Source organism: Bordetella hinzii LMG 13501 (assembly GCF_001548475.1).
Lineage (GTDB): Bacteria > Pseudomonadota > Gammaproteobacteria > Burkholderiales > Burkholderiaceae_B > Bordetella > Bordetella hinzii.
In genome coordinates, this window is the sequence record NZ_LRUJ01000033.1 from 1 (window position 1) to 22581 (window position 22581).

22 protein-coding genes are annotated in these 22581 nt (G+C 68.8%); 7 read left to right on the forward strand and 15 right to left on the reverse strand.

Features of this window, described 5'->3' with window-relative positions; translation table 11 throughout:
• From AXA74_RS18320 to AXA74_RS18350, 7 genes are all read right to left on the reverse strand, one after another.
• On the reverse strand, positions 1-325 hold a 325-nt coding region (locus tag AXA74_RS18320), incomplete at its 3' end, for a lipoyl domain-containing protein (protein WP_346193904.1).
• 2 nt (positions 326-327) lie between these two features.
• Complete coding sequence (locus AXA74_RS18325; protein WP_032979069.1) at positions 328-1116, reverse strand: enoyl-CoA hydratase/isomerase family protein; 789 nt, start codon at positions 1114-1116, stop codon at positions 328-330.
• Positions 1117-1129: 13 nt separating this feature from the next.
• Positions 1130-2098 (reverse strand): alpha-ketoacid dehydrogenase subunit beta, encoded by a 969-nt coding sequence (locus tag AXA74_RS18330; protein WP_029581418.1) that lies wholly within the window; start codon positions 2096-2098, stop codon positions 1130-1132.
• Between the two features lie 10 nt (positions 2099-2108).
• Positions 2109-3077, reverse strand: a complete 969-nt coding sequence (locus tag AXA74_RS18335; RefSeq protein ID WP_032979071.1) for a thiamine pyrophosphate-dependent dehydrogenase E1 component subunit alpha — start codon at positions 3075-3077, stop codon at positions 2109-2111.
• 230 nt (positions 3078-3307) lie between these two features.
• The gene (locus AXA74_RS18340; RefSeq protein ID WP_029581420.1) at positions 3308-4624 is read right to left on the reverse strand and encodes a metal-dependent hydrolase family protein; all 1317 of its coding nucleotides are present in this window, start codon (positions 4622-4624) and stop codon (positions 3308-3310) included.
• A 27-nt stretch (positions 4625-4651) separates the two neighbouring features.
• Positions 4652-5431, reverse strand: a complete 780-nt coding sequence (locus AXA74_RS18345; RefSeq protein WP_029581421.1) for an alpha/beta fold hydrolase — start codon at positions 5429-5431, stop codon at positions 4652-4654.
• Positions 5428-6309 carry a fumarylacetoacetate hydrolase family protein gene (locus tag AXA74_RS18350; protein WP_029581422.1) on the reverse strand — a complete coding sequence of 294 codons (882 nt, stop codon included), beginning with the start codon at positions 6307-6309 and terminating at the stop codon, positions 5428-5430. Before AXA74_RS18350 ends, AXA74_RS18345 begins: the two co-directional genes overlap by 4 nt.
• 149 nt (positions 6310-6458) lie before the next feature.
• Here AXA74_RS18350 and AXA74_RS18355 point away from each other — a divergent pair, with 149 nt between their 5' ends.
• The 7 genes from AXA74_RS18355 (at position 6459) to AXA74_RS18385 (ending at position 13838) form a co-directional block, all read left to right on the forward strand.
• Complete coding sequence (locus AXA74_RS18355; protein ID WP_029581423.1) at positions 6459-7178, forward strand: FadR/GntR family transcriptional regulator; 720 nt, start codon at positions 6459-6461, stop codon at positions 7176-7178.
• Positions 7179-7355: 177 nt separating this feature from the next.
• Entirely contained in the window at positions 7356-8879 is a 1524-nt protein-coding gene (locus AXA74_RS18360; protein ID WP_029581424.1) for an amidohydrolase family protein, read from the forward strand.
• Positions 8880-8895: 16 nt separating this feature from the next.
• A complete protein-coding gene (locus tag AXA74_RS18365; protein ID WP_032955324.1) occupies positions 8896-9978 on the forward strand; it encodes an ABC transporter substrate-binding protein in 1083 nt (360 codons plus the stop codon).
• A gap of 24 nt (positions 9979-10002) precedes the next feature.
• Entirely contained in the window at positions 10003-10827 is an 825-nt protein-coding gene (locus AXA74_RS18370; RefSeq protein WP_032955323.1) for an ABC transporter permease, read from the forward strand.
• Positions 10824-11606, forward strand: coding sequence for an ABC transporter permease (locus tag AXA74_RS18375; RefSeq protein ID WP_032979073.1), 783 nt, complete (start codon positions 10824-10826; stop codon positions 11604-11606). The genes AXA74_RS18370 and AXA74_RS18375 overlap by 4 nt, the downstream gene beginning before the upstream one ends.
• A gap of 17 nt (positions 11607-11623) precedes the next feature.
• The gene (locus tag AXA74_RS18380) at positions 11624-12472 is read left to right on the forward strand and encodes an ABC transporter ATP-binding protein (RefSeq protein ID WP_029581428.1); all 849 of its coding nucleotides are present in this window, start codon (positions 11624-11626) and stop codon (positions 12470-12472) included.
• A gap of 16 nt (positions 12473-12488) precedes the next feature.
• Positions 12489-13838 (forward strand): LLM class flavin-dependent oxidoreductase, encoded by a 1350-nt coding sequence (locus AXA74_RS18385; protein WP_029581429.1) that lies wholly within the window; start codon positions 12489-12491, stop codon positions 13836-13838.
• 8 nt (positions 13839-13846) lie between these two features.
• Here the strand turns inward: AXA74_RS18385 and AXA74_RS18390 are convergent, their stop codons facing one another.
• The 8 genes from AXA74_RS18390 to AXA74_RS18425 all read right to left on the reverse strand — a co-directional run bounded on the left by AXA74_RS18390 (position 13847) and on the right by AXA74_RS18425 (position 22535).
• Complete coding sequence (locus tag AXA74_RS18390) at positions 13847-14062, reverse strand: TOBE domain-containing protein (protein ID WP_029581430.1); 216 nt, start codon at positions 14060-14062, stop codon at positions 13847-13849.
• Between the two features lie 195 nt (positions 14063-14257).
• Complete coding sequence (locus AXA74_RS18395; RefSeq protein ID WP_032979075.1) at positions 14258-14986, reverse strand: ABC transporter ATP-binding protein; 729 nt, start codon at positions 14984-14986, stop codon at positions 14258-14260.
• Complete coding sequence (locus AXA74_RS18400; RefSeq protein WP_032979077.1) at positions 14976-15734, reverse strand: ABC transporter ATP-binding protein; 759 nt, start codon at positions 15732-15734, stop codon at positions 14976-14978. Before AXA74_RS18400 ends, AXA74_RS18395 begins: the two co-directional genes overlap by 11 nt.
• Positions 15734-16669, reverse strand: coding sequence for a branched-chain amino acid ABC transporter permease (locus AXA74_RS18405; protein WP_029581433.1), 936 nt, complete (start codon positions 16667-16669; stop codon positions 15734-15736). Before AXA74_RS18405 ends, AXA74_RS18400 begins: the two co-directional genes overlap by 1 nt.
• Complete coding sequence (locus AXA74_RS18410) at positions 16666-17538, reverse strand: branched-chain amino acid ABC transporter permease (RefSeq protein ID WP_029581434.1); 873 nt, start codon at positions 17536-17538, stop codon at positions 16666-16668. The genes AXA74_RS18405 and AXA74_RS18410 overlap by 4 nt, the downstream gene beginning before the upstream one ends.
• A 94-nt stretch (positions 17539-17632) precedes the next feature.
• A complete protein-coding gene (locus tag AXA74_RS18415) occupies positions 17633-18787 on the reverse strand; it encodes an ABC transporter substrate-binding protein (RefSeq protein WP_032979079.1) in 1155 nt (384 codons plus the stop codon).
• An 80-nt stretch (positions 18788-18867) separates the two neighbouring features.
• Entirely contained in the window at positions 18868-20406 is a 1539-nt protein-coding gene (locus AXA74_RS18420) for an indolepyruvate oxidoreductase subunit beta family protein (RefSeq protein WP_060833241.1), read from the reverse strand.
• Positions 20403-22535 (reverse strand): thiamine pyrophosphate-dependent enzyme, encoded by a 2133-nt coding sequence (locus AXA74_RS18425; RefSeq protein WP_032979083.1) that lies wholly within the window; start codon positions 22533-22535, stop codon positions 20403-20405. Before AXA74_RS18425 ends, AXA74_RS18420 begins: the two co-directional genes overlap by 4 nt.
• Positions 22536-22581: the final 46 nt, after the last annotated feature.

Here is a 22581-nt window from a genome sequence, read left to right on the forward strand (position 1 = left end):
CGGCGGCGGGCGCCGGGGTAGCGGGCGCCGACGTGGCGGCCCCGGCCGCCGCGGCCGCCCGCGCCGTTGCGCCTGCCCCGGCCGCCTGTCCATCTTCCCAATAGGCCAGCACGGCGCCCACCGGCGCGCTCTGTCCCGCCGGCACCAGGATCTCGGCCAGCGTGCCGGCGGCCTCGGCCGGGATCTCGTTGGCGACCTTGTCGGTCTCCACCACGAAGACGCCCTGGCCCGCGCCGAAGGCCTGGCCCGGCGCGACCATCCAGTCGGCCACCAGCCCTTCGGTCATGGTCAGCCCCAGCTTGGGCATGAGCAGTTCGCGGCGCACGGTCAATGTCCCTTGAAGTCCGGCGCACGCTTGTCCAGGAAGGCGCGGCAGCCTTCGTGGGCATCGCGGCTATCCAGCACCAGGCCTATCATGGCCTGCTCATGGGCCAGCGCCGCGCCCAAGGGCATTTCCACGCCCTGGCGCAGATTGCGCTTGAGCAGCTTGAGCACCAGGGGCGATTTGCGCGCGATGCGCTCGGCCATCTCCAGGGTCCGCGCCATCAGCTCGGCGGCCGGCACGGCGCGATTGCACAGGCCCAGGGCCACCGCCTCGGCGGCGTCGATCTGATCGCCGGTGAACATCAATTCCTTGGCGCGGCAAGGCGCGATCTGCCGCAGCAGGCGCTGCGTGCCGCCGGCCCCCGGGAACAGCCCCAGGTTGATCTCGGGCAGGCCCAGGCGGGCATTGTCGGCCACCAGGCGGATGTCCAGGGTCAGCAACAGCTCCGTGCCCCCGCCCAACGCCCAGCCGTTGATGGCGCCCAGCGTCGGCTTGTCGCAATCCTCGAAACGGCGGAACACGCGATGGATGACCTCGGCGAACTCCAGGTAGTGGGCCAGCCCCTCGCGGCTGTCCAGGTCGGCGATATCGCCGCCGGCCACAAAGGCGCGCTCGCCCGCGCCGGTCACCACGATGACGTGCACGCCAGCGTCGCACTCGGCCTGCTCCAGCGCCTGTTCCAGCGCCAGCAAAGTGGGAATGTCCAGCGCATTGAGCGTCTTGGGCCGGTCTATGGTCAGGATGGCGACGTTGCCGCGCTGTTCGCGCTTGATCACTTGTTCGTTGCTCATGGAGCCTTCCTCATCAAGAAACCGACTCGCGCACCGCCGCGCAGATGCGCGCCTCGGTCACCGCATAATGTTTTTCCAGCGAACGCGCGAAAGGCACGGGCATGAAAGGCGCGGCCACCCGCAGGATGGGCGCGTCCAGTTCGTCGAAGGCTTCGGCGCCGACATGGGCCGCGATTTCCGCGCCGATACCGAAGGCGCCGACGGCCTCGTGCGCGATGACCAGCCGATGGCTGCGCGCCACCGAAGCCAGCACCGTGGCGCTGTCCCAGGGCTGCAGGCTGCGCAGGTCCACCACCTCAACCTCTATCCCTTCGGCCGACAGCGTCCGCGCCGCGGCCATCGCGGTGTGCACCGCCGCGCCGTAGCAGACCACCGTCACGTCCCGCCCGGGGCGCGCGATGCGCGCCTGGCCGATGGGCACGGGCGTGCCGTCCACCTCCCCCTTCATGCCGTACATGGCCTTGTGCTCGATAAAGACCACGGGGTCCGGGTCCTCGATGGCCGAACGCAGAAGCCCGTAGGCATCGGCCGGCGTGGCCGGGCAGACCAGCTTCAGGCCCGGCACATGGGCCAGCCAGGCCTCCAGGCATTGCGAATGCTGCGGCCCGGCGTTCAAGCCGCCGCCATGCGGCGTGCGCAGCACCATGGGCACGCTGGAGCGCCCGCCAAACATGAAGCGCGCCTTGGCGGCCTGGTTGACCAGCGCGTCCATGGCCAGCGTAATGAAGTCCATGAACATGATCTCCACCACCGGGCGCGTGCCGCTCATCGCCGCGCCCACGGCCAGCGAGGCCAGGCTGGATTCCGAGATCGGCGTGTCGCGCACGCGGCCGGCGCCGAAGCGCTCCATCAGGCCGCGCGTGGCCTTGAATGAGCCGCCGGCTTCGCCGATGTCCTCGCCCAGCAGGATGACGCTCTCGTCGGCCTGCATGGCATCGGCCAGCGCCTGATTGACGGCCTGGGCAAACTTCATTTCCTTCATGGCGTGTCCCTCAAGCCGGCACGGTGTAGACATCGAGGCGGGCCGCCTCGTAGGCGGGCAGCGCATCGGCGCGCGCGGCCTCGATGGCCTGGGCCACCCGCGCGTCCACTTCGCTTTCCTGCGCCGCCAGGACCTCTTCCTTGACGCCCGCCTTGCGCAGCGCGGCGCGCGTCCGCGCCAGCGGATCGTCCTCGCCTTCCAGGGCCAGGTCCTCGCCGGCGCGGTACTTCTGGGGATCACCCTCGTAGTGGCCGCGGATGCGGCGGGTGGCGCACTCCAGCACGGCCGGCCCTTCGCCGCGGCGCAGTCGTTCGGCGGCCCGCGCGGCCGAGGCGGCCACGGCGGCCGCGTCATTGCCGTCGACCGCCTGATAGTCGATGCCGAAGGCCCCGGCCAGGTCGCGCAGCGCGAAAGCCAGCTGCCGGCTGCTGGGCGAAAACTCCGACCAGCCGTTGTTCTCGCACACCAGCAACAACGGCAGGCGCCACAGGCGGGCCATGTTCAGCGTCTCGTGCAGCACGCCCTCGGCCATCGCGCCATCGCCGAAAAAGGCCACGGCGATGGCGCCGTTGCCGCGCACCTGGTGGGCCACCGCGCTGCCCATGGCGATGGGGATGCCGGCGCCGACGATGCCATTGGCGCCCAGGATGCCCAGATCCATGTCGGCCACATGCATGGAGCCGCCCCGGCCCCGGCAGATGCCGCCCTCGCGCCCCATGACCTCCTTGAAGAAGGCCGGCAGCGACAGCCCGCGCGCCAGCACATGGCCATGGCCGCGATGCGTCGTGGCCAGCGTGTCGTCGGCGCCCAGCACCGAACACACCCCGGCGGCCACGCCCTCCTGGCCCAGGCTCAAGTGGATGAAGCCCGGCACCTCGCCGTCGGCGAACAGGCGCACCAGGCTGCTCTCCACGGCGCGGATGGTTTTCATCGTGCGGAACAGGGCCAGCAGCGGTCCGGTGTCTGGCTTGGACGCCATGTGCGAGTCTCCATGCGCCGGCCGTCTGCGCGGCGGCTTTTATGATTGATGAATCGTGAGTCATCTTAGGAAGCCAAACTGGCCCTGTCAATGGATGGCGCACTGGTGGAAACCCTGGCGCGACGCGCACGGCGCCGCGGCACGCAAAGGGACGCGCCCCGAGGGGCGCGTCCCTTTCTTGAAAGCCTGCCGGTCTGGAGAGGGACGGCCCCGCGGCGCGGGGCCGCCGGCTAGACGGCCTGGCGCACCGCCGCCTCGTTGGCCGGCGCCGAGCGGATCAGGCCGCGCGCCGGCAACAGCGGGCGGCTGTTCTTGAACAGCTCGCCATCCTTCATGACCATGAGAATCCGGTCGGCATCCTGCAACAGGCTCAAGTCCTCGATGGGATTGCCGTCGACCAGGATGATGTCGGCCAGATAGCCCTCCTTGAGCAGGCCCAGCTCATCGGGCCGCATCATCAGCTCGCCGCCCAGCTTGGTGGCCGACACCAGGGCTTCCTTGGGTGTCATGCCCACATACTTCACCAGGTATTCCAGGTCGCGCGCATTGGTGCCATGCGGCATCCAGGCAAAGCCATAGTCGCCGCCGGGCAGCACCCGGATGCCGCGCTTGTGCATCTTGGTCAGCGTCTCCGAGGCCATTTCCAGTTCGCGCTTGTAGCCCATCTTGGAGGCGATCTCCTCGGTGATGCCGAAAGCCGAGGCGTTGTACAGGGTATTGACCAGCCAGCCCAGGCCGGGCGCGACAAAGTGCTTGTCCTTGGCCGCCTCCAGCATGTCCAGCGCCTCTTCGTCGGCAAAACTGGCATGGAAGATGAGTTCGAAACCATGCTTGATGCAGGTCTTGACCGATTCCTTGGAGCGTGCATGCGCGGCCACCCGTTTGCCGGCCAGGCGCGCCTCGGCGGCCAGCATGGCGATCTCCTCCTCGGAGAAAGGATTGGCCTCGGCCGGAATGCCGGCGATGTATTCGCCCGATAGGTTGATCTTCAGCTGGTCGACGCCGAACTTCACGAACATGCGCACGATGCGCCGCATATCCTCGGGGCCGCTGCACACGGCGCCGAAGTTCAGTTCCTCGAAGGGCAGGTGCGGCAAGGTGTTGTCGCCCAGATTGCCCGCCGTGGTGATCTCCTGGCTGCCGGCCAGGTAGCGCGGGCCGGGAAACTCGCCCGCGTTGACCGCGTTGCGCAACACCACATCCAGGCGCGGCTTGGCCGTGGCCGCGCCCAGCGCGCTCGTCCAGCCCATTTCCAGGTAGCGCCTGGCCACGCGCACACACCACAGAATGTGTTCCTCGGGAGGCATGAACTGGATCGCCGCCAGGCTGGGCTGGTCATTCCAGGAGAAGTGCGTATGCGCCTCCGTCATGCCCGGCATCAGGAAAGCGCCGTGTCCATCGATGATCTTGGCGTCGCCGGTCTGCAGGTATTCACCCGCGCGCGCGATGGCCTCGATGCGATTGCCCTTGACGAGCACCTCGCCCCGATAGGGATCGGCGCCGCTGCCGTCGAAGATCGAAACATTGGTGATTGCAATGCTGTCCATGCCCTTGTCTCCTCGCTGTTCTTGTCTTCAGCGTTTGTAGAAGTCCGCCAGCAGGCGGGCGCATTCGAATGGTTTCTCGTAGGTGGTCCAGTGGCCGCAGCCTTGCAGCACGAACGGGCGCGCGTCCTTGAGACGGCCGGCCAGCGCCTGGGTGCCGGCCGGCGTGCCCACGCCGTCCTCATCGCCCGTCACCAGCAGGACCGGCATCGCGAGCTGCTCGACCGGCGCGGCCTGGGCTTCGGCCAGCGCTTCGCAATTGAGCGCGTAGCCCTCGGGCGGCTGGCGCATGATCGATTCGCGCACCAGCGCCAGGCTCACCGGCCGCTCGTTCTTGGTCTGCGCGCTGGTGGCGGCCTTGCAGATCGCGTCGGCGATCTCCTGCATGGCGGCCGCGCCGCCGCGCGCGGCGCGGGCGCGGTTGCGGGTGGGCTCGCGCGCCGCGTCGGGCGGCGCGGCCAGCGGGCCGAACAGCGCCAGCGAGCTGACGCGCTCCGGGTGCGCCACGGCCAGGTGCTGGGCGATGATGGTGCCCATGGAATGCGCCACCACATGGGCGCGCGCGATCTGCAGGGCATCGAGCACGCCCGCCAGCGCGGCGACATGGCTGGCGATGCTGATCGCGCCCGGAGGGTCGCCGCTGCGCCCGGCGCCGGCCAGATCGGGCCGGATCACGCGCTTGTCGCCGAAGGCCTCCATGACGGGCGACCAGAAGTTGGAGCTGCCGCCCAGCCCATGGATGCACAAGACGGCCTCGCCGCCCGTGCCGGAGTCTTCGACCCAGAGGCCGTTGATGCGTTCGGAACTCATGCGCCCACCTCGTTTTCCAGCCGGCCGATGCCGGCGATTTCTATGGTCATGACATCGCCGCGCCGCAGGAAGCGCGGCGGGTTGAAACCGATGCCCACGCCCTCGGGCGTGCCCGTGGCGATGATGTCGCCCGGCATCAGCGCGATGCCGGCCGACAGGGTTTCGATCAGTGTGGGAATATCGAAGATCAGATCGCGCGTATTGGCGTCCTGGCGCAGCTCGCCATTGATCCAGCACTTCAAGTCCAGGTTGCCGCCGTCGATCTCGTCGGCCGTCACCGCCACCGGCCCCATGGGCCCGAAGGTGTCGAAGGACTTGCCCATATGCCATTGCTTGTGCCGCTTCTGCCAGTCGCGGGCGGTCACATCGTTGAGGATGGTGTAGCCCCACACATGGTCCATGGCCTGGTCGCGCCGGATGCCGCGCCCGCCACGGCCGATGATCACCGCCAGTTCGGCCTCGTAGTCCAGCGCCTCGCTGACGCCGGCCGCGTCCCAGACCGCTTCGCCGTGCGCCACCACCGTCTGCGGCGTCTTGGAGAACACGATGGGGAACTCCGGAATAGCGTCGGCCGCGGCGGTCTGCCCGGCATCGAAACCGCTCTTGGTGAACTCCTGCGCGTGATCGCGGTAGTTCTTGCCCACGCAGAAGATATTGCGCGCCGGCTTGGGGATGGGCGCCAGCAGCTTCACGCCGCGCAAGGCCAGGACCTGTCCGTCGCCACGCAGCGTGGACAGCGGCGCGCCGCCGGCAATCAGCGCGGCCAGGTCCGTCACGGGCCGGCCGTCGGCGTAGGCCAGGGCCTGGACTTCGCCTTCGCCGGCCAGGCGTCCCACACGAGTCTGGCCAGCGCTATCAAGATAGGTGAGGAGCTTCATATTGATCCAATATTGATCCAATTGTTGAATTCGTGAACCATTATGACCCATCCGATTGATACAGTCAGCAGAAACTCGGGTTTTACTAGAGAAAACACCTAGTATTTGACCGGAAAATTGGATTAGAATTGGATCAAAAAAGGATGTCTATGAATACCCCTGACAGTACGCGAGGCCTGCGCAACAAGGCCCAGCACGGCAGCGCCGCCCTGCTGCAGCATGTGCGCAAGCGCGTGGCCGACGGCACCTGGCCGCCCGGCTACCGCCTCCCGCCCGAGCGCGAGCTGGTCGCGCAATTCGGCATTGCCCGCAACACGCTGCGCAAAGTCATGAGCCAGCTCGAGCAAGATGGCGTCATCACGCGCCATGTCGGGCGCGGCACCTTCGTGGCGGACAACCCGGCGCCGGCCGTCAATGCGGCCGAATCGCTCCTGCAGCGCATCCACGGCGCCAGCCCCGCCGAAGTCATGGAGCTGCGCCTGCAGATCGAGCCCCAGTTCGTCGAACTGGCGGCCACCCGCGCCAGCGGCCGCGACCTGCAACAGATCGCGCATTGCCTGGAACAAAGCGAACAGGCCGCCAGCGTGCTGGATTTCGAGTATTGGGACGGGGCGTTGCACCAGGCCATCCTGGCGGCCGCGCACAACAATCTGCTCACCGACCTGTACGACGCCATCAATGGCGTGCGCAAACAGCCCGAGTGGGAAGCCCTCAAACAGCGCAGCCTCACGCCGGCCCGGCTGGCGCGCTACCGCGCCCAGCATCGCGCCATCGTCGACGCCCTGCGCCAGCGCGACGCCCGCGCCGCCAGCGCCGGGGTGCGCGAACACCTGCTCGAAGTGCGGGCCGGCATGATGGGCGAACTGTAGGCGCCGCTGGCCAGGATCGTCGCGGAAGGAACCCCTTCGGGCGCCGGCGCTTCGTGCCGCCTTGGCATTTGCTCATAAGCACAAGAAAAGAACGAATCCTTCGTTGGGCGGGCATCCCTGCTGTCTTAGAGTCTTCGACAGCAGTGGTGCCCGTCTTTTTCTTTTCTGGAGCCAGCCATGAACGACCGCCTCAGCCGTGTCCAAGCCTCGCGATCCGCCGCCGTGAAAGCCACCCTGGACTATCCGGTGATCGACACCGATGTCCACGTCAATGATTACGCCCCCATCCTGGAAGACTATGTGCAGCACTATGGCGGCGCCAAGCTGGTGGACGCCTTGCGCCGCGCGCTGGGTTCGCGTTTCGCGACCAAGGCCGAGGGCCGCGACTGGTATGCCCAGACGCCCGAGGAGCGCCAGTACCACCGCACCCTGCGCGCGCCCTGGTGGGCGCGCGTGACGCGCAACACCCTGGACCTGGCCACCTACACCCTGCCCGAGCTGCTCTACGAGCGCCTGGCCGAACAGGGCTCGGATTATTCGGTGCTGTTTCCCAATGATGTGCTGGCCCCGCTGGCCGCGCGCGACGACACGCGCCAGGCGCTGCACCGCGCCATCAATCATTTCCACGCCGACCAGTACCGCAAGTACAGCGACCGCCTCACGCCGGTGGCCGGCATCCCGCTGAACACGCCCCAGGAGGGCATCGAGGAACTGGAGTTCGCAGTCAAGACACTGGGCCTGAAGGTGATCAACATCGCCGGCGGCGTCAAGCGCCCCATCAAGGCCATCGCCGACAAATACCCGGCCGCGCAGTATCCCGAGATCGCCAAGCACGCGCACTACATCGACTTCTACGGCATCGACAGCGAGCACGACTACGATCCCTTCTGGGCCAAGGTGGTCGAGCTCGGCGTGCCGGTGACCACGCATTACGGCAGCCAGGGCTGGACCGGCCGGCACTCGATCAGCAACTATATGTTCAACCACATCGGCCACTTCGCCGATGGCTCCCAGGCCTTCGCCAAGGCGCTGTTCTTCGGCGGCGTGACGCGCCGCTTCCCCGGCCTGCGGGTGGCCTTGCTCGAAGGCGGCGCGGATTGGGGCTCGCACGTCTACACCCATCTGGTGGACCGCTGGGAGAAGCGCAATCGCCAGGCCGTGCAGAACTACAACCCGGCCAATGCCGACCTGGCGCTGCTCAAGAACCTGTTCGAGCGCTACGGCGCCGACTTCATCCGCGGCCGCGAGCTGGACCCGGCCCAGCTGCTGCGCGACAGCCTGGGCATCTCCGCCCTGCCCCACAGCCGCGACCCCAACCCCGACGAGCTGGACGACTTCGCCCTGGCCGGCATCGAAAAGGTCGAGGACATCCGCGACCGCTGGGTCAACAGCTTCTATTTCGGCTCCGAGGCCGACGACCGCACCGTGGCGGCCGCCTTCAATGAGCGTGTCCATCCGCTGGGCGTGAAGATCAATGCCATCTGGTCCTCGGATGTCGGCCACTGGGATGTGCCCGATCTGACCGAGCCGCTGGCCGAGAGCTGGGACCTGGTCGAGCAAGGCGTGATCAGCGCCGAGGACTTCAAGGCCTTTGTCTTCGGCAATCCCTACCGTTTCTACACCGAGGCCAACCCGGCCTTCTTCGCCGGCACCGAGGTCGAGCGCAAGCTCAACCGCGCCCCCCAGGCCAAAGCCGCCTGATTCCTGGAGTGAATGCATGAACAAGCTGTCCAAGACGGCCGCGCGGGCGGCCCTGTTCCTCGCGCTGGCCGCCGGCGCCGCCCAGGCCGCCGATGTGGTCCGCATCGGCGTGGCCACCGCCGGCGGCGGCGACCCCATCACCTGGGGCGGCTCGCCCGGCGGCGTGGTGCGCGCCAACAATGCGCTGGAAGAGGCCTTCAAGGCCGACGGCGTCAAGGTGGAGTGGCTGTTCTTCAAGGGCGCCGGTCCCGCCGTGAACGAAGCCCTGTCCAATAAGCAGATCGACTTCGCCTACCAGGGCGACCTGCCCCAGGTGGTGGGCCGCGCCAATGGCCTGAAGACCAAGCTGCTGCTGGTCAGCGGCGCGCGCAACAACCTGTATGTCGTGGCGCCGCCGGCCTCCCCGCTGGCGCGCATCGAAGACCTGAAGGACCGCAAGGTATCCATCTTCCGGGGCACCAACGGCCATCTGGTCGCCATCAACGTGCTGGCCGCGCATGGCCTGGCCGAACGCGATATCAAGGGCGTGAACCTGGATTCGGGCAGCGCCCAGGCCGCCCTGGTCTCGCATGGCGTGGACGCGGCCTTCGGCGGTTATGAATGGTTCAAGGTGCGCGACCAGGGACTGGCCAAGGTCATCTACTCCACCCAGGGCCAGGACCCGGCCTACACGCGCCAGGCCTCGCTGCTGGTGCGCGAAGAGTTCGAGCGCGACAACCCGGCCCAAGTGCAGAAAGTGGTCGATGTCTTCGTGCAGGCCGCCAAATGGGCGTCCGATGAAAACAACCGCGATGCGCTGTTCAAGATCTGGGAAAAGAGCGGCGTGCCCTATGCCTCCTGGGCGGCCGAGTTCGACAAGCAGGACCTGGCCACGCGCAACTCGCCCCTGGTCGATGATTTCATCATCGCGCGCTACAAGGCCGTGGCCGCCGATGCGCTGAAAGAAAAGCTGATCCGCCGCGAAGTCTCGGTGGACGGCTGGTTCGATACGCGCTATCTCGAACAGGCGCTCAAGACCCAGGGACTGACCCAGTACTGGCCGCGCTACGACGCCAGCGGCAAGGTCCAGGCCGCGCCGCGCCAGGCCAGCGCCCGCTGACCCGTCCACGACAAAGGAGCCCGCATGAGCACCTTGAGCCTGCCCCGCCTGCCGGGGATCGCGCTGGACGGCCGCGCCCTGGCGTGGCAGATCGCCCCCTGGCTGCTGCCGCTGTCGCTCTACGCGCTGTGGCACCTGGGCGCCGCGCAGGGATGGATTTCGCCCCAGGTCCTGCCGCCGCCCGCTTATGTCTGGGACACGCTGCGCGACCTGGCCACCAGCGGCGACCTGTGGCTGAATCTGCGCGCCAGCATGGCGCGCGTGATCATCGGCTTTGCCGGCGGCAGCCTGCTGGGCCTGGCCCTGGGCACCGCCATGGGCCTGTGGCGCCCGCTCCAAGCCTATCTGCTGCCCACCTTCAATGCCCTGGTGCAGATCCCGGTGCTGGCCTGGCTGCCCTTCGTGCTCCTGCTGGTGGGCATCGGCGAACCGCTGAAATACATCCTGATCGCCAAGGCCGCCCTGGTGCCCGTGACCCTGAACACGCTGCAGGGCTTCCGGCTGGCCAGCCCTGCCCTGCGCGAAGTGGCGCGGGTCTATGGCTACACCCGCCGCCAGGAAGTACTCGAAGTGATCCTGCCCCTGGCCACGCCCACCATCTTCACCGGGCTGCGGCTGGGCTTCACCAAGGCCTGGCTATCCCTGGTCGTGGTCGAACTGGTCGCCTCCAGCGAAGGGCTGGGCTATCTCATCGTCTACGGCCGTCAGCTGTTCCAACTCGACCTGGTCATGGCCGCCGTCATCGTGGTGGGCGCGGTGGGCTACGCCATCGACCGCCTGCTCGACGGGAGCGAGGCCCGCTTCATCGGTGCGCGCCGCGCACCCGCCGCCCTGGGAGAACGGCCATGAGCGAGCTGTCCCCCGTCGACGAAAACCACCGCCGCTGGCGCGGGCTGGTGCTGCCGGCCGCCGCCATCCTCGTCTGGTGGGCGGCCTCGCAGGCCGGCGTCGTCAACTCCGCCCTGCTGGTCTCGCCGGGCAAGGTGCTGCAGACGGCCGCCGACCAGATCCTCACCGGCAAGCTCTGGCGCGCCCTGGGCGCCAGCCTGGCGCGCGAACTCACCGGTTTTGTGATCGGCACCACGGCCGGCCTCTTGCTGGGCGCCCTGCTGGGCGTCTCGCGCGCCTTCAACCGCCTGGTCGGCCCGAGCTTCAACACCTTCAAGCAGATCTCGCTGTTTGCCTGGATCCCGCTGATCTCGGTGTGGTTCGGGCTGGGCGACACCGCCAAGGTGGTGTTCCTCTCCCTGGCCGCCCTCGTGCCCGTGGTGGTCAACACCTGCGACGGCATACGCGGCACGCCGCCGGCCCTGCTGGAAGTGGCCCGGGTCTATGGCTACACCCGCCTGCAGACCTTCATCCATGTCGTGCTGCCGGCGGCCACGCCCGCCATCTTCACCGGCGTCTACCTGGCCCTGATCTATTCCTGGCTGGCCACCATAGGCGCCGAGTATCTGCTGGTGGCCGGCGTGGGCATCGGCAATCTGCTCATCGAGGGCAGCGAGCACTTCCAGATGGACCTGGTGATCTTCGGCATGTTCGTCGTCGGCCTGGTGGGCTGGCTGATGAACGCCCTGGCCCGCCTCATCGAACGCCGCCTCGCCTTCCTGCGCGGCGCCGCGCAATAACCACAGGACAGACCCGCATGACAACGACTTCTTCTCCCGCGCTGGACCTGCAGCTGCAAGGCGTGGGCAAGCGCTACGCCAGCCCGCAGGCCGACAGCGGCGCGCTCCAGGTGCTCGACGGCATCGACCTGCATATCCCGGCGGGCGAATTCCTCTCCATCGTCGGGGCCAGCGGCTGCGGCAAGTCCACCCTCTTGCGCCTGGTCCTCGGGCTGGACGCCCAGTACGAGGGCCAGATCACCCTGGGCGGCGAGCCGCTGCGGGGGACCGGCCCGGAGCGCGGCATCGTGTTCCAGGATCACCGGCTCTTCCCCTGGCTGACGGTGGCGCAGAACATCGCCGTGGGCCTGCGCAATGCGCGCGCCAGCGCCGCCGAGAAGCGCGACCGCGTGGCCGAGCACATCGCGCTGGTCGGACTGGAGGGCTTTGAACAATCCTATCCGCACCAGATCTCGGGCGGCATGGCCCAGCGCGTGGCGATCGCGCGCGGCCTGGTCAACCGGCCCCGGGTGCTGCTGCTGGACGAGCCTTTCGGCGCGCTGGACGCGCTGACGCGGGCGCGCCTGCAGGCCGAGCTGCAACGCATCTGGCAGAAGGAGCGCATCACCATGGTCCTCGTCACCCACGATGTCGAAGAAGCCGTGTTCCTGGGCGATCGCATCGTGGTCATGCAGCCGCGTCCGGGCCGCATCCGGCGCATCGTGCCGGTGCCGCTGGCCCACGCCCGCAACCGCAGCGATCCGCGCTTCATCCAGATCCGCGACGACGTGCTGTCGGACTTCCTGGCGCCGGGCGCCGGCGAGGACCTGCCCCGCGAACGCCCCCTGCCCCAGCCCTCTCTCGCCTCGCTGCGCATGGCCTGGTGAGTCTCCGGAGACCCTGATGACGACAAGACAGATCAAGCTCGGCGCCTTCCTGATGCAGACCGGCCACCATATCGCGGCCTGGCGCCACCCCGGCGCCCAGGCCGACGCCGGCGTCAACATCCGCCATTACGCGGACCTGGCCCGGCGCGCCGAAGCCGCCAAGTTCGACGCCATCTTCCTGGCCGACGCGGTGGGAGTGCGCAACAGCGAGCTGGACTCGCTGTCGCGCACCGCCCGCAGCGACCATTTCGAACCCTTGACGCTGCTCTCGGCGCTGGCCATGGTGACCGAGCGCATCGGCCTGATCGCCACCGTATCGACCACCTACAACGAGCCCTATCATGTGGCGCGCAAATTCGCCTCGCTGGATCACATCAGCGGCGGGCGCTCGGGCTGGAACCTGGTGACCTCCAGCGGCCAGGGCGAAGCGCAGAACTTCAATCTCGATGAGCATGTGGACCACGCCCGGCGCTATGCGCGCGCGGCCGAGTTCCATGATGTGGTGCTGGGCCTGTGGGACAGCTGGGAGGACGACGCCTTCGTGCGCGACGCCGCCAGCGGCCAGTACTTCGATCCCGGCAAAGTGCACCCGCTCAATCACCGCGGCGAACACTTCCGCGTGCGCGGGCCCTTGAACGTGGCGCGCTCGCCGCAGGGACGGCCCGTGGTGGTGCAGGCCGGCGCCTCGCCCGCCGGCCGCGACCTGGCCGCGCGCACGGCCGAAGTCATCTTCGTGGCGCACCAGACCTTCGACGAAGCCCAGGCCTTCTATCGCGACATCAAGCAACGCGCCCAGGTCTATGGCCGCGATCCCGGCCAGATCAAGATCATGCCCGGCATCTTCCCCGTCATCGGCCGCAGCCAGGAAGAAGCCGAAGAGAAATTCGCGCGGCTGCAGGACCTCATCCATCCCGTGGTCGGCGTGCAGCTGCTGTCGAACATGATAGGCGCCGATCTCAGAGGCTATCCGGTCGACGGCCCCCTGCCCGAGCTGCCGGAGACCAATGGCGGCAAGAGCCGCCAGCAGCTGCTGGCGGACCTGGCCCGCCGCGACGGCCTGAGCATACGCGAGCTGTACCTGCGCATCGCTGGCGCCCGCGGACACCAGCAGATCGTGGGCACGCCCAAGCGCGTGGCCGACCAGCTGCAGCAGTGGTTCGAGGAAGAAGGCGCCGACGGTTTCAACATCATGTCGCCCTGGCTGCCCGGCGGCCTGGACGACTTCATCGAACTGGCCCTGCCCGAGCTGCGCCGCCGGGGCCTGGTGCGCAGCGAGTACCAGGGCAGCACCCTGCGCGAGCACCTGGGCCTGCACCGTCCGGCGCATCCGGCGGCGGCCGCGCGTGGCGCGCGCGCGGCCGCCTGAGGCCCGGCTCAAAGCTTGGCGACCGAGACCTCGGTTGCCTTGACAAAGGCCAGCACCTCGGTGCCGACCTGCAGGTCCAGCTCCTTGACCGACCGCGTCGTGATCACCGAGGTCACGACGCCGGCCGGTGTTTCGATGTCGACTTCGGACACCACGGAACCGAACACGATCTCCTTGATCTTGCCCCGGAACTGGTTGCGCGCGTTGATGGATGGAATGGCCACGAAGAAATCTCCTGCGTCATGCGCCCGGAAAGCCCCGGGAAGGCGGGCCCGCGCGCGTTCTGCGCGCGGCTGCCCATAGCCTAAGGCGATACGCCGCGCCGGCAAACGCACAATTGCGACTAAGGATATGTCGCGTTGCCACCTCGGCGAAGCCTCGCCATCCGCCGGAAGACTCGCCCCCGGCGCCGCGGCATTTCACAATCCCAGGTACGCCGCCATCACCCGCGGGTCCCGCAGCAGCGCCTGCCCGCTGCCCGAGACGGTGATGCGCCCGACCTCCAGCACATAGGCATGGTCGGCCAGGGCCAGGGCGGCACGGGCGTTCTGCTCCACCAGCAGGACGGGCATGTCCAGGTCGCGCAGGCGGGCGACCACGTCCAGCACTTCGCGCACCAGCAGCGGCGCCAGGCCCATGGACGGTTCATCGAGCAGCAGTACGCGCGGCCGGCTCATCAACGCCCGCGCGATGGCCAGCATCTGCTGCTGGCCGCCGGACAGCATGCCGGCGGCCAGTGCCCGCTTTTCGGCCAGCACGGGAAAGAGCGCGAACATCTCGTCCATGCGCTCACGCGCCTGGCGCGCGCGCACATAGCCGCCCAGAAGCAGATTGTCTTCGACGGACAGCGGCCCGAACACCTGGCGTCCTTCCAGCACCTGCGCCAGGCCGGCCCGCACCCGGCTGTCCGGCGGGTCGCGGCTGATGTCCCGGCCCAGCAGTTCGACGCGGCCGGCGCGCGTGGGCACCAGGCCCGACAAGGCGCGCAGCAGGGTGGTCTTGCCCGCGCCGTTGGCGCCCACCAGGGCCACGAGCTGGCCGCGCGGCAGGTCCAGGTCGATGCCGTGCAGCACTTCGATGCGTCCATAGCCCGCCTTCAGGCCGCGCACGGTGAGCGCCCCGGCCGGCGCCGCGGATTCATTCTGCATGGCTGGCGGCTCCCAGATAGGCTTGGATCACTTTTTCGTCGGCGCGGATCTCCTGCGCGCTGCCTTCGGCCAGGCGTCTGCCATGGTCCAGCACCAGGATGCGGTCGGAAATCTCCATCACCAGCCGCATATCGTGTTCGACCAGCAGGATGGTGATGCCGGTCCCGGCGATGCGCCGGATGAGCCGGGTGAGTTCGGCCGTTTCGCTGTCGTTCAGGCCCGCGGCCGGCTCGTCCAGCAGCAGAAGACGCGGCTCGCCGGCCAGCGCGCGCGCGATCTCCAGCCGCTTGAGCGCGCCAAAGGACAGCTGCGAGGCATGATGCTCCCGATACTCGCCCACGCCGGCCATCTCCATCCAGGCCAGGGCGTCGCGCGCTAGCCGCCGGTCAGCCGCGCGCGTCCATCCCATGAGGCCGACCAGCAGGCCGGCCCGCTGGCGCAGGTGCGCGCCCAGCATGACGTTCTCGCGCGCCGTCATGTTCATGCACACCTGCAGGTTCTGGAAGCTGCGGCTCACGCCGCGCCGCGCCAACTGTTCGGGCGCCATGCCGCCGATCGGCTTGCGGTCGAGCAGGATGTCGCCCTCGCTGGGCGCATAGACGCCGCTGATCAGGTTGAACAGCGTGGTCTTGCCCGCGCCATTGGGCCCGATCACCGCATGGACGTCGCCCTCGCGCACACGGAAACTCACATCCTGCACGGCGGCCACGCCGCCGAAGAAACGTGTCAATCCCTTGACCTCCAGCATCACGGCCTCCGGCGCAGATAGTGTTGCAGCGTGGGCACCAGGCCCTTGGGCAAGAAGATCATGGTCAGCATCAGGATAAGGCCGAAGCCCATCATTTCGTACTCGTGCAGGCCGCCCAGCAGCTGCGGCAGCACGGTGAGCAGGGCCGCGCCCAGCACCGCGCCGAACGTCGAGGCCATGCCGCCCAGCACCACCATGGTGGCCAGCTCCACGGAATAGGTGAATCCGGCCAGCGAGGGCGTGATGAAGCCAAGGTAATGCGCCGTGAGGCCGCCGGCCAGCGAGGTGAAGACGGCCGAGGCCACGAAGGCCCTGACCTTGTAGTCCGCGACATCCACGCCCGCCACCCGGGCCGCGACCTCCGAACCATGCAGGCCGCGCAGCGCCCGCCCGGCCGGCGAGTCATAGAGGTTGAGCGACAGCGCCACGGCGCCGAAGAGCAGCACGGCGGCCAGGCCATACCACATGCCCATGCCCTCGACCGCATGGCCCATGACTTCCAGCGGCCCGACCGGCATGCCATCGGGCCCGCCTGTCCAATCGACCTCATTGACGAGAATCATGTTGACGATGATGCCCAGGCCCAGCGTGGCCATGGTGAGCGAATGGCCGCGCAGCCGCAGGATGGGCTTGCCGACCAGGTAGGCCACCGCGGCCGCGCCCAGCACGGCGGCCGCCATCGCCGCCAGCGGCGGCCAGCCCAGGCGGGCCGTCAGGATGCCCGCGCCATAGGCGCCGATGGCCACGAAGGCGGCATGCCCGATGCTGACCTGGCCGGCGAAGCCCATCAGCAGGTTCAGCCCGACGGCGGCGATGCCGGCCAGGCAGATGCGCACCGCGAGGTCCATGAGAAAGTTGTTGCCCAAGGCTAGCGGCAGCAGCGCCAGCGCCAGGGCCAGCGCGCATAGCGAGGGGCGTACCGGAAGTGTCTTCATACCCGCTCCGCGCTGCGTTTGCCGAAGATGCCCTGCGGCATGAACAACAAGATGACGATGATGAGCAGGAAGGGCACGGCGTCCTTGTAGGCCGAGGACACATAGCCGGCCACGAAGGCTTCCAGCAGGCCCACCAGCAGGCCGCCGGCCACCGCGCCCACGCCGCTGCCCAGTCCGCCCAGGGTGGCGGCCACGAAGCCTTTCATGCCGAGCATGAGCCCCAGGTCGTATACCGTGGTGGTGATGGGCGCGGCGGTCACGCCGGCCACGGCGCTCAAGCCGGCCGCCATGCCGAAGGACAACATGAGGATGCGCGAGGTGCTGATCCCCACGGCCTGCGAGGCCAGGCGATTGGCCGCCACCGCCAGCATGGCCTTGCCCGTGAGCGTCAGCCTGAAGAAGACGGCGCAAGCCAGCACCATGGCCAGCGATACGCCCCAGACCCACAGGCTTTGCGGCAACACATAGGCGCCGGCCAGGGACAGCGCCTCGTCGCCGCTGAACGCCGGCAGCGTGCGCTGGTTCTTGCCCAGCACCCACTGCGCCGCGCCCTGGATGAAGAGCGACGCGCCGATGGTGATGATGATGAGCGACAGCACATTGGCGTCGCGCGCCGGCCGGATGGCCAGCAGGTAGAGCAGCAGCCCCACGGCGATGCCCACCGCCACGGCCGCCGCGGCCGCCGCCGGCAAGGGCACCTGGGAAGCGGCCAGGGTGGCGGCCACCATGCCGCCTATCATCAGGAAATCTCCCTGGGCGAAATTGATCACGCCGCTGGCGTTGTAGATGACGGAAAAGCCCAGGGCGGCCAGGGCGTAGATGGCGCCCGTGGTCAGCCCGGCGAAGACGAATTGCGCAAAGTCAGCCATGCGAGTCTCGATGGAGGAAGTCCTGCCTGTCGGGGAGCCGGGGCGCCATGGCCGTGCGGGACATGGCGCCCCGGCGCTGTCCGCGCCGCGCGGCTCAGGGCAGCGCCTGGAAGACGCCCTCGCGCACCTCCACCATGCGGAAGGCCGAGATGTCCAGGCCCATGTGGTCCTCGGGCGTCATGGTGTAGATGCCGCTCACCCCCACGAAGCCCTTGGTGTCTTCCAGCGCCTGGCGCAGCTTGGCGCGGTCGGTGCCGCCGGCGCGCCGGATGGCGTCGGCCACCATGAGCAGGCCATCATGGGCATAGCCGCCGAAGGTCGAGACTTCGACCTTGTACCGGCCTTCGAAGGCCTCGGCGTAATTGACGCTGACCTCGCGCTGCGGATCGCTGGCCGGCAGGCTGCGGGCCACCTGCAAGGCCGGCGAAGGCATGCGTATGCCCTCGGCGGCCTCGCCCGACAGGCGCACGAACTCCATCGAGGCCTGGCCGTGGCTGGTGTAGAGCGGCAGCTTCATGGCCAATTGCCGGTAATTGCGCGCGATGATGGCCGGCGCCTGGCCCGTGCCGAACACGAACACGGCCTGGGCATGGCTGGACTTGATGCGCGTGAGCTGCGGTGTCATATCGGTGTCGCGCTCGCCGTACTGCTGGTCGTCGACCACTTCCACGCCCATGCGCTGCGCCAGCTTCAGCGTCTCGGTCCGCCCCGACTTGCCGAAGCCGCCCGTATCCGACAGCAGCGCCATGCGGGTCAAGCCGTTCTTCTTCATGTCCTCCAGCACTTTGGCCGCGGCCATGCGGTCGGAGTGCGGCATCTTGAAGACCCAGGGCTTGACCGGCTCGACGATGACGCTGGCCGCCGCCAGCGACACAAAGGGTATCTTGGCGCTTTGCGCCTGCGGCACCATGGCCATGGTGGACCCCGTGGTCGAACCGCCGACGATGACGTCGACCTCGTCCTGCATGATCAGGCGGCGCACGAAGGCATTGGCCTTGTTGGCGTCGCTGGCGTCGTCATACAGGGTGAGCGCCAGTTTGCGTCCCAGGATCCCGCCATCGGCGTTGAGCTTGTCCACATAGAGCTGCAGCGTCTTCTGTTCCGGGTCGCCCAGGAAAGCGGCGGGTCCCGTGGCCGAGACCACGGCCCCGATCTTGATCGGGGCCGGCTCGGCCTGCGCGGGGGCCGCCAGCACCGCCGCGGCACAGGCCAGGGCGGCGGGCAGCCGGCGGGTCAATATGCGCTTCATCGTTTGTCTCCTCGTTGTTATTGGACGGCTGGGCCCGCCCGCCGTCTGTCGCGGCGATGCGGAAGATGGGCAATGGCGGATCAGGACCCGGCGGGCTTGCGCACAAAGCGCAGGGGCTGTTCCACCAGGGGCGGGGCGGGCAGGTCCAGCGCGCGCGCCAGCGCCTGGCCCTGCGGGTCGGCCAGCGCCGCGCGCCGCGCCGCGGCGATGCGCCCGGCCAGCTCCTCGCCGGCGCCGGCCTGGCCGGCGTCGTCCAGGATGGCCGCCAGATTGCGGTGGCCCCGTTCGCTGGTTTCGCCATAGCCCTTGACCAGGTTGCCGCACAAGGCAAGCTCCAGGGCCGCGCGCGGCGAGCCCGGCAGCAGGGCGCGCACCGCCTGCAGCCAGCGCTCGATCATGGCCTGCTCGCGCGCATAGCGCTCGGTGCGGGGCCGCCAGCGGCGCAGGCCGCGCAACAGGCAGAGCAAGGCGAAGCCGCCCACGGTGCTGGTGCGCACATGCAGGTCCACGCCGCCCTTGCCCAGGCGCCGCGCCAGCCGCCGCCGCAGCCAGCCCGCCAGTCCGGCGGGCAGCACGGAACAGGCCTCGTCCAGGCCGGGCTTGAGGAACTCGGTAAGGTGCAAGGGCTCGCCCTGGCCGGCCCCTACCTCGCGCCGCACGCGCGCCAGGCGCTCGCGCCGCGTCTTGAGATCGGCCACGCGGATCACATCCTCATAGCTCATCCACAAGGCCAGGTAGCGCGCCGTCTCGCGGCTGACCTCCAGGCCGGCATCGCCATAAGCCTGCTCGGCCTGCAGCACCTGCTCCACGCGGTCCAGGTAGAGATCGGCATAGGCGCGGTCCTGGTAATCCGCCGCCAGTTCGGCGCCCCGGGCGGCCACCTCGCGCAAGGCCGGCGGCAGGGCGGCCACGCGGGCCGGCATGGCCGGCATGGCCGGCATGGCCGGCATGGCCGGCATGGCCGGCGCCGGCCCGGCGGCCTCGTCCTGGACCTCGCCCCTGGCCCGCGCATAACCGGCGGCAAATCCCGCCAGGCTGGCCTGCACCGCCTTGCCCGACTGCCGGATCGCGTCCTCGCAAGCCTGGCGGTCGAAGGGCAGCGCGCCGCTGCCGGCCATGGCGCCGAAGAGCACGGTATTGATGACGGTGCGATGACGGGCCGCCAGCACCGACATATCGAACAGGATCGCCTCGCGCGCCAGGGCGGCCGCGGCATCCGCCACGCGCCGGCTCTCGTAGCGGCCGTCGCCCATGGCCGATTTCTCGGAGACCGCGTACTCGCGGTGGGTCGAAGCCACCAGCACGGTCTTCTCCGGATGGACATAGCCGCCCTGCAGCATGCGCCCGGCCTCCACCAGTTCGGACGCCGCGACGATGGACACATCGCCCGGATAAGGCACCAGGGAGAACACCGGCTCGCGTCCGCCCAGCTCGGCGCGCGGCACGGGGAGGATCTCGACGTAATAGCTGGTGGCGCCCGTGCGCTGCGCCACGCCGGGCACGGACGTGCTTTGCACCGGATAGTCCCGCGCGGTGGCGGCCGCGATGATCCAGTCGGCCAGCACGCCGCCGCCCTCGCCTCCCAGCGCGGCGATCAACAGGGTCACGGGCGCGGTCATGCGGCCGCTCCCCGCGGCGCGCGGCCGGCCATGGCGTGGATGAGGCGTTCGCGCCAGCGTGCCAGGCGCCGCTCCCATGGCCGGGGATTCTGCACGATCTCGGCCTTGAAGAAAGACGGGCACAGCTGGGCGGCATGCGCCACTTCGCCGCACAGGCCGCAACCCACGCAGCCCTGGTTGACCGTGGCCACCGGATCGCTGCGCAAGGGGCTGGGATTGGGCTTGACCGACAGCGAAGGACAGCCCGACAGCCGGATACAGGAGTGGTCTCCGGTGCAGACGTCCTCGTCGATGCCGAAGCGCGTGCGCACCACGCGCAGGCCCTGCTTCAGGCGCTGCGCATTGCGCGGCTTGATGCGGCGCTGGCGCTCCAGCTGGCATTCGCCATCGGCGATGATGACCTTCAGGCCGCCCTCGGCCGTGGTCATGGCCTCGTTCAGGGTGCGCTTCATGTCGGCGACCTGGTAGCTGGGCACTTTGCGCAGCCACTTCACGCCCACGCCGCGCAGGGCCGTCTCGATATCCAGCGTCAGCGGCTTGGCCGCCGGCTGCGACGGCGAGGACGGGATGGCCTGCGTGCCGGTGGCCGAGGTATAGCCGTTTTTCAAGATCACCAGCACCGAATCCTGGTTGTTGTACATGGCGTTGACCACGCCGCTGGTGAAGCCGTTGTGCCAGAAGCCGCCGTCGCCCATCACGCTCACCACGCGGCGCCCCATGAGCGGAGCGATGCCCGAGGAGCTCGCCAGCCCCAGGCCGTAGCCCAGCACGGTGCTGCCGATATTGAAGGGCGCCAGCGTGCCGAAGGTGTGGCAGCCGATGTCGGCGCTGATGTGCAGCGGGCCCAGTTTCTCTTGCACCATCTTGATGGCCGAGAACACGGGCCGCTCCGGGCAGCCCACGCAAAAACCCGGCGGGCGGTTGGGCACCGGCTCGCCCAGCGCCTGCGCGGCGGCCTGCTTGTGGCGGGTCAGGCCGTGCGCGGCCGCGCCGCCGCCGGCCTCGGGCTGGGCGCGGTCCAGATAGGCGGCCACGCCGCGCAGCATCACTTCGCCGCTGTATTCGCCCGCCATCGGAAACACGTCCTTGCCGTGCACGCGCGTGGCCAGGCCCGCGCGGCGCAGCATGGCCGTCAGCGCCTCCTCCAGATAATTGGGCTGGCCCTCCTCGATCACCAGCACCGCGTCCTTGCCGGCGCAGAAGGCCTCCAGCTCGTCGGGCACCAGCGGATAGACCACATTGAGCACATGGATGGGCAGTTCGCTGGCGCCGAACACATCGGCCAGCCCCAGCTGCTGCAGGGCGCGGATCAGGCCGTTGTACAGGCCGCCCGGCACGATGAGGCCCAGGGCCGCGCGCTTGCCGGGGAAGGTTTCATTCAGGCCGGCGCGGCGGATATGTTCCAGCGCGGCCGGCCAGCGAACCTGCACCTTCTGGCGCTCATGCTCGTAGATCGAGGGCGGCAGGTTGATGCGCGAATAATCGAATTTGCCGTCGGCGATGGCCTGGCGCGTGGACACCCGGGGCGCCACGTTGTCCTTGCAGACAAAACGGCCATGCACATGGCAGGCGCGGATGCGAAGCTGCATCATCACCGGCGTCTGGCTGGCTTCCGACAGCTCGAACGCCTGTTCGACCGCATTGACGATGGAGCTCAGGTTGGGCCGGGGATCCATCAGCCAGATCTGCGACTTCATGGCAAAGGCATGGGTGCGTTCCTGGATGATGCTGGAACCGTCGCCGTAGTCTTCGCCCAGGATGATGAGGGCCCCTCCGGTGACGCCGGCCGAGGCCAGGTTGGACAGCGCGTCCGAAGCCACATTGGTGCCCACGGTGGACTTCCAGGTCACCGCGCCGCGCACCGGATAATGGATGGAGGCGCCCAGCATGGCCGCCGCGCCCGCTTCCGAGGCGCTGTTCTCGAAATAAATGCCCAGCTGGTCCAGCAGCTCGCGCGCATCGCCCAGCACATCGATCAGGTGCGACACGGGCGCGCCCTGGTAGCCGCCGATGTAACTCACGCCGGATTGCAGCAAGGCCTTGGTCACCGCGAGGATGCCCTCGCCGTGAAACACCTCGCCCGCGCCCAGCGCAAGACTGCCCACTTCGCGTGCGAATGAACGCTCCATAACCCCTTGTCTCCCGGGCGGCCTGGCGCCGCCGTCATCAATTTGG

Excerpts from the sequence above, each read along its gene's own strand:
- AXA74_RS18325 (WP_032979069.1), bottom strand. The coding sequence starts at position 1,116 with ATGAGCAACGAACAAGTGATCAAGCGCGAACAGCGCGGCAACGTCGCC.
- AXA74_RS18385 (WP_029581429.1), top strand. The coding sequence starts at position 12,489 with ATGACGACAAGACAGATCAAGCTCGGCGCCTTCCTGATGCAGACCGGC.
- AXA74_RS18335 (WP_032979071.1), bottom strand. The coding sequence starts at position 3,077 with ATGGCGTCCAAGCCAGACACCGGACCGCTGCTGGCCCTGTTCCGCACG.
- AXA74_RS18405 (WP_029581433.1), bottom strand. The coding sequence starts at position 16,669 with ATGAAGACACTTCCGGTACGCCCCTCGCTATGCGCGCTGGCCCTGGCG.
- AXA74_RS18355 (WP_029581423.1), top strand. The coding sequence starts at position 6,459 with ATGAATACCCCTGACAGTACGCGAGGCCTGCGCAACAAGGCCCAGCAC.
- AXA74_RS18365 (WP_032955324.1), top strand. The coding sequence starts at position 8,896 with ATGAACAAGCTGTCCAAGACGGCCGCGCGGGCGGCCCTGTTCCTCGCG.
- AXA74_RS18415 (WP_032979079.1), bottom strand. The coding sequence starts at position 18,787 with ATGAAGCGCATATTGACCCGCCGGCTGCCCGCCGCCCTGGCCTGTGCC.
- AXA74_RS18400 (WP_032979077.1), bottom strand. The coding sequence starts at position 15,734 with ATGCTGGAGGTCAAGGGATTGACACGTTTCTTCGGCGGCGTGGCCGCC.
- AXA74_RS18420 (WP_060833241.1), bottom strand. The coding sequence starts at position 20,406 with ATGACCGCGCCCGTGACCCTGTTGATCGCCGCGCTGGGAGGCGAGGGC.
- AXA74_RS18360 (WP_029581424.1), top strand. The coding sequence starts at position 7,356 with ATGAACGACCGCCTCAGCCGTGTCCAAGCCTCGCGATCCGCCGCCGTG.
- AXA74_RS18380 (WP_029581428.1), top strand. The coding sequence starts at position 11,624 with ATGACAACGACTTCTTCTCCCGCGCTGGACCTGCAGCTGCAAGGCGTG.
- AXA74_RS18410 (WP_029581434.1), bottom strand. The coding sequence starts at position 17,538 with ATGGCTGACTTTGCGCAATTCGTCTTCGCCGGGCTGACCACGGGCGCC.
- AXA74_RS18370 (WP_032955323.1), top strand. The coding sequence starts at position 10,003 with ATGAGCACCTTGAGCCTGCCCCGCCTGCCGGGGATCGCGCTGGACGGC.
- AXA74_RS18340 (WP_029581420.1), bottom strand. The coding sequence starts at position 4,624 with ATGGACAGCATTGCAATCACCAATGTTTCGATCTTCGACGGCAGCGGC.
- AXA74_RS18345 (WP_029581421.1), bottom strand. The coding sequence starts at position 5,431 with ATGAGTTCCGAACGCATCAACGGCCTCTGGGTCGAAGACTCCGGCACG.
- AXA74_RS18350 (WP_029581422.1), bottom strand. The coding sequence starts at position 6,309 with ATGAAGCTCCTCACCTATCTTGATAGCGCTGGCCAGACTCGTGTGGGA.
- AXA74_RS18425 (WP_032979083.1), bottom strand. The coding sequence starts at position 22,535 with ATGGAGCGTTCATTCGCACGCGAAGTGGGCAGTCTTGCGCTGGGCGCG.
- AXA74_RS18330 (WP_029581418.1), bottom strand. The coding sequence starts at position 2,098 with ATGAAGGAAATGAAGTTTGCCCAGGCCGTCAATCAGGCGCTGGCCGAT.
- AXA74_RS18395 (WP_032979075.1), bottom strand. The coding sequence starts at position 14,986 with ATGCAGAATGAATCCGCGGCGCCGGCCGGGGCGCTCACCGTGCGCGGC.
- AXA74_RS18375 (WP_032979073.1), top strand. The coding sequence starts at position 10,824 with ATGAGCGAGCTGTCCCCCGTCGACGAAAACCACCGCCGCTGGCGCGGG.